Origin of the sequence: Cellulomonas massiliensis JC225, assembly GCF_000312005.1 — a bacterium.
Taxonomy (GTDB): domain Bacteria; phylum Actinomycetota; class Actinomycetes; order Actinomycetales; family Cellulomonadaceae; genus Cellulomonas; species Cellulomonas massiliensis.
In genome coordinates this window covers 1,833,677-1,838,839 of the sequence record NZ_HE978588.1, presented here as the reverse complement: position 1 = coordinate 1,838,839, position 5,163 = coordinate 1,833,677, and the positions used below count along the sequence as shown (strand labels likewise).

Annotated in this window: 5 protein-coding genes; 3 read left to right on the top strand and 2 right to left on the bottom strand. The window is 74.9% G+C overall.

Features of this window, described 5'->3' with window-relative positions; all coding sequences use genetic code 11:
• Nucleotides 1-255: 255 nt before the first annotated feature.
• Both HGCM_RS08750 and HGCM_RS08745 read right to left on the bottom strand, forming a co-directional pair.
• Complete coding sequence (locus HGCM_RS08750) at nt 256-879, bottom strand: MarC family protein (RefSeq protein WP_019136472.1); 624 nt, start codon at nt 877-879, stop codon at nt 256-258.
• Entirely contained in the window at nt 876-1,718 is an 843-nt protein-coding gene (locus HGCM_RS08745) for a PHP domain-containing protein (RefSeq protein ID WP_019136471.1), read from the bottom strand. The genes HGCM_RS08750 and HGCM_RS08745 overlap by 4 nt, the downstream gene beginning before the upstream one ends.
• 183 nt (nt 1,719-1,901) lie before the next feature.
• Here HGCM_RS08745 and HGCM_RS08740 point away from each other — a divergent pair, with 183 nt between their 5' ends.
• From HGCM_RS08740 to HGCM_RS08730, 3 genes are read left to right on the top strand one after another with little or no spacing between them, the layout of a single operon-like run.
• Nucleotides 1,902-2,525 carry a hypothetical protein gene (locus HGCM_RS08740; RefSeq protein WP_019136470.1) on the top strand — a complete coding sequence of 208 codons (624 nt, stop codon included), beginning with the start codon at nt 1,902-1,904 and terminating at the stop codon, nt 2,523-2,525.
• Entirely contained in the window at nt 2,519-3,532 is a 1,014-nt protein-coding gene (locus tag HGCM_RS08735) for a hypothetical protein (RefSeq protein WP_019136469.1), read from the top strand. The genes HGCM_RS08740 and HGCM_RS08735 overlap by 7 nt, the downstream gene beginning before the upstream one ends.
• Before the next feature lie 42 nt (nt 3,533-3,574).
• Nucleotides 3,575-5,092 carry an aminopeptidase P family protein gene (locus tag HGCM_RS08730; RefSeq protein ID WP_019136468.1) on the top strand — a complete coding sequence of 506 codons (1,518 nt, stop codon included), beginning with the start codon at nt 3,575-3,577 and terminating at the stop codon, nt 5,090-5,092.
• Nucleotides 5,093-5,163: the final 71 nt, after the last annotated feature.

Genomic DNA, 5,163 nt, shown 5'->3' with positions numbered 1-5,163 from the left:
CGGCGACGCGTCCCCGCAGGCGGGCGCCGAGGGCACGGCGAGCACGAGCACCCAGGCGGCCGACGCCACGGGCGCGGCAGGGGCCGAGGGGGACGGCGCCCGACGCCGCTCGCGCAGCCGCCGCCGCACGCGCGGCGGGCGACCCGTCGAGGGCGGTCAGACCGCCGCGGAGTGACCACCGGCAGACGCAGGGCCGCGCTCGGACGAGCGCGGCCCTGCGTGCGTCCGGGCGGGTGACGGCCGGCCCGCGCCCGGTCAGGCGTTCTGGGCGAAGGCGATGACGGCGTCGGCGACGAGCTGCACGGCGATCGCCGCGAGCAGCAGGCCCGCGATGCGCGTGACCAGCAGCGTGCCGGAGTCGCGCAGCAGGCGGTGCACGACGTTCGCGAACCGCATCGACAGGTAGAGCGTCACGTGCACGAGCACGACGCCGAGGGCGATCGCCACCCAGTCGGCGGCGGTGCCGTCCGCCGACTTCACGAAGACCATGGTCGCCACGATCGCGCCGGGCCCGGCGAGCAGCGGCGTGCCGAGCGGGACGAGGGCGACGTTCACCTTGTCGTGGCTCGCGGGGTCCGGCTCGTCGGACTTGCCGGTCAGCAGCTCCATCGCGATGAGCAGCAGCAGCAGACCCCCGGACGCCTGCAGCGCCTCCAGCGAGATGTGCAGGTAGTCGAGCAGCGACTGGCCGAACAGCGCGAACGAGACGATGACGCCGAACGCGACGAGGATCGCCTGGCGGGCCGCGCGGTTGCGCTGGCGGCGCGTCATGGTGCTCGTCAGGCCCAGGAAGATCGGGACGGTGCCCGGCGGGTCCATGATCACGAACAGCGTGATGAACACCGACAGCAGCAGGTGCCAGTCCAGGAACCCGCTCACGGTCGCAGCACCTCGGTCGTCCCCATCTCCTCGATCGCGGCGAGCGCCGCGGGGTCGGTCAGATTCTCCCCGAGCCGGTTGACCTTGCCGGCCCCGTGGTAGTCGCTCGAGCCCGTGACCAGCAGCCCGAGCCGCCGCGCGATGGCGGTGAGGCGCTCCACCTGCCGCGGCGAGTGGTCCCGGTGGTGCACCTCGACACCCGCGAGACCCGCGGCCGCCAGCTCGTCGAACACGGCGTCGGGGACGATCCGCCCGCGCGCGTCCGCGCCGGGGTGGGCGAAGACGGGCACGCCCCCGGCGGCGCGGATCGCCCGGACGGCCGTCGCGCCGTCGGGCGCGTAGTGCGGCACGTGGTAGCGGCCGTCGCTGTGCAGCAGGCGGGCGAACGCCTCGTCCCGGTCGACGACGAGCCCCCGGGCGACGAGGGCGTCGGCGATGTGCGGGCGTCCGACGACGACGTCGCCGCCGACCTGCTCGAGCACGTCGTCCCAGGTGACCGGCAGGTCGCGGCCGATCCGCTCGACCATCTGGCGGGCCCGGCCCACCCGGGCGTCGCGCACCCGGCCGAGCTCCTCGGCCAGCGCCGGGTGCTCCGGGTCCTGCAGGTAGCTGAGCAGGTGGATGCTCGTGCCCTGCGCGCGCGCCGAGACCTCGGTGCCCCGGACCAGCGCGACGCCGAGCTCGACCGCCGCCTGCGCCGCCTCCGCCCACCCGGCGGTCGTGTCGTGGTCGGTGAGCGCGACGACGTCCAGCCCCGCCTCCCGCGCGGCGGCCACCACCTGCGCCGGCGACTGCGTCCCGTCGGACGCGGTCGAGTGGGTGTGGAGGTCGATGCGCACGGCCCCAAACCTACTGGTCAGTACACCGGGCCCCGAACGCGGTGCTCCCGCTCCGGGGCGCGCGCCGGGTCCCGCCGCGGTGACGCCCGCCCGGGCGAATCGCCACGATCCGGGCGGCCCGGGACGTTCTCCTCGGGTACCGTCGTCCACCGGGCAGGGTGTCGAGCGTCGAAGGAGGCCCACGTGCGGATGGCGACCAGGCGGTGGCCGGCGGTGACGGCGGCGGCGGCCGTGGTGCTGCTCGCCGCGTGCACCGGCCCCGACGCCACCCCCGCCGCGTCGAGCCCCGCGGCCACGCGGTCCGCCGCCCCGAGCGCCACGCCGACGCCCACGCCGACCCCGACCGGCGGGGTGCAGGACCAGTCGGACGAGGCCCTGGGCATCGTGTTCGAGGACGTGCCCGAGCTCACCGGCGACGAGGCCGACGTCTGGAACTGGATCGCCACGTACGAGAAGGAGTACTGGCGGACCATGACGACGAACGAGGTCAGCCCCGCGTTCTCCGCGATCGGGTCCGCCGCCGTGCGGCAGTCGATGGAGCGGGTCGCCGAGGGCAACGCGAAGATCGACGCGAAGATCGGCGGCACCTTCCACGTGGAGGTCGGCGGCGTCACGGTCGACGGCGACACCGCCACGGGCGTGAGCTGCGACGACTTCGCCGACGCGACGTTCGAGGACGAGAACGGCACGTACACGCCCGAGGAGGCCGGCTTCGACGAGCCGCGCCGCAAGTCGTTCACCCTCGTGCGCGGGGCCAGCGAGGGCATCTGGAAGGTGGAGACGGTGAAGCGGGAGGGGACGTGCTGACGCGCTGGCGACGGACGGTCGCGGCCGCGGGCCTCGCCGGGGTCCTCGTCGCCGCGGGGGCGACCATGGCCTCCGCCGACGGGCCGGGCTTCCAGGAGGACGACGGCACGACGACGAACGAGACCACCCCCGACTCCGGGGGCGGATCGATCTCGGTGGCCGTCAAGGTGACCACGACGAGCACGACGGCGAGCGGCTCGACGCACACGGTCAGCGTCGCGCGCCGGGTCCAGCCGCTGTGCTGGTACCTGCGCGGCAAGACGGGCTACGAGTACTACGAGTACTGGAAGCCGGGCGGCGAGGCGCGCGAGTCGGACACGCTCGACGACTTCGCGTACCAGAACCTGCTCAACCCGGACTACGAGAAGTACAAGGACGACAAGGAGGGCCGCTGGTACGAGCCCTTCTGCGGCATCGACACGCCTGCCGACTTCGCGCGGCAGTACTACCTGTCGCACACCGGGATCTTCGTCGAGGCCGGCGACCCGCCGCCGACGGCCGAGGTCGAGGTCGACGTGCGTGAGCTCGCCGAGATCGCCTACGACGCGATGGAGCTGCCCGAGGGCACGCTGACGTGGAACCCGAAGCTCTCCGGCACCGGCGCGGCCGTGGTCAACACCGGCACGTGGGTCTGGGTCGAGGACGCCGCCGAGACGGCGACCGTCCGGGCCGAGGTCGGCGACACATGGGCCGAGGTGAGCGCGCACGTCACGACGCTGCGGGTCTCGTCGCCGGACCTGCCGGTGGACGAGTGCTCGAGCGGCGAGGGCGGGCCGAAGCCCACGGCCGGGCACGCGGCGTGCATCGCGTTCCCGCGCTCGACGGCGCGGCTCGGCTCCGGCTCGGGCGGCGGCCTGCCGACGGCCACGATCACCGCGACGGCCACGTGGGCGGCGTCCTGGACGTCGTCGGAGGGCGGCGGTGCGCAGGACCTCGGCACGCAGCCCGGGCCGCCCGCGTCGGGCGAGGTGCCGGTCGCCGAGGTCCAGTCGATCGTCGAGGGCTGACCGGGTTCGTCCCGGCGGCGCGACCGGGTGGACACTGGGCGGATGAGCGACCAGCCCGAGACCGCGTCCGACCAGCCCCTCGACGAGCGCAACAGCAACCGCTCGCAGCGCCCCGACTCGGCGACGTTCCTCGACTTCGTCACGTCGGGCTGGGGCCCGCGGGCGGCGTCGGGTGCGACGCGCTCCCCTGCGGCGGACCACACGGCCGCGCGCCGCAGCGCCCTGTCGGCGCGGCTGCCCGGCCAGCGGCTCGTCGTCCCCGCCGGCACCTACAAGGTGCGCTCCAACGACACCGACTACCGGTTCCGCCCACACTCGGCGTTCACGCACCTCACCGGCCTCGGGGGCGAGCAGGAGCCTGACGCCGTGCTCGTCCTGCACCCCGTCGAGGACGGCACGGGCGACGACGGCTCCGCGCACCGCGCCGTGCTGTACCTGCGGCCCCTCGCGGGCCGCGACTCGGCCGAGTTCTTCTCCGACTCGCGCTACGGCGAGTTCTGGGTCGGGGCCCGCCCGACGCTCGAGGACGTGGAGACCGTCACGGGCATCCGCACGGCGCACCTGGACGACCTGCGCGACGCGCTCGCGAAGGACGCCGGCCCGGACGGCGTGCAGGTCGCCGTGGTGCCCGGCGTCGACGAGGCCGTCGAGGCCGTCGTCGCGGAGATCCGCGCGAGCGAGGAGGCCGGCGAGCGCGACGAGACGCTCGCGGAGGCGCTCTCGGAGCTGCGGCTCGTCAAGGACGCGTACGAGGTGCAGGAGCTGCGCCACGCGGTCGCCGTGACGATCGAGGGTTTCGAGAAGGTCGTGCGCCGGATGCCCGAGGCGGTCGCGCACCGCCGGGGCGAGCGGGTCGTGGAGGGGACGTTCGTCGGCCACGCCCGCCAGGAGGGCAACGCGGTCGGCTACGAGACGATCGCGGCCGCCGGCGAGCACGCCACCACGCTGCACTGGATCGACAACGACGGCGCCGTGCGGCCGGGCGAGCTGCTCCTGCTCGACGCCGGCGTCGAGGTCGACTCGCTCTACACCGCCGACGTGACCCGCACCCTCCCCGTGGACGGCACGTTCACCGAGGCCCAGCGGCGCGTCTACCAGGCGGTGCTCGACGCCGCCGACGCCGCGTTCGAGGCCGCCGTGCCCGGCGCGCGCTTCCGCGACGTGCACGCGGCCGCGATGCGGGTCATCGCGCAGCGGCTCGAGGAGTGGGGGCTGCTGCCCGTGCCGGCCGAGGTCGCCCTGCAGCGCGACCAGCAGCAGCACCGTCGCTGGATGGTGCACGGGACGAGCCACCACCTCGGCCTGGACGTGCACGACTGCGCGCAGGCGCGCGCCGAGATGTACCTCGACGGCGTGCTGGAGCCCGGCATGGTGTTCACGATCGAGCCGGGGCTCTACTTCAAGTCCGACGACGAGCTGGTGCCGCCGGAGCTGCGCGGCATCGGCGTCCGCATCGAGGACGACGTCCTCGTCACCGCGGACGGCAACGAGAACCTCAGCGCCGCCCTGCCGCGCGACCCCGACGCGGTCGAGGCGTGGATGGCGGCCCTGCGCGGCTGACGACGAGCGCTGCGCCCGCCGGTCCGCTCAGGCCGGCGGGCGCGGCTCGTCGCCGGTCACGCGGTCGTGCG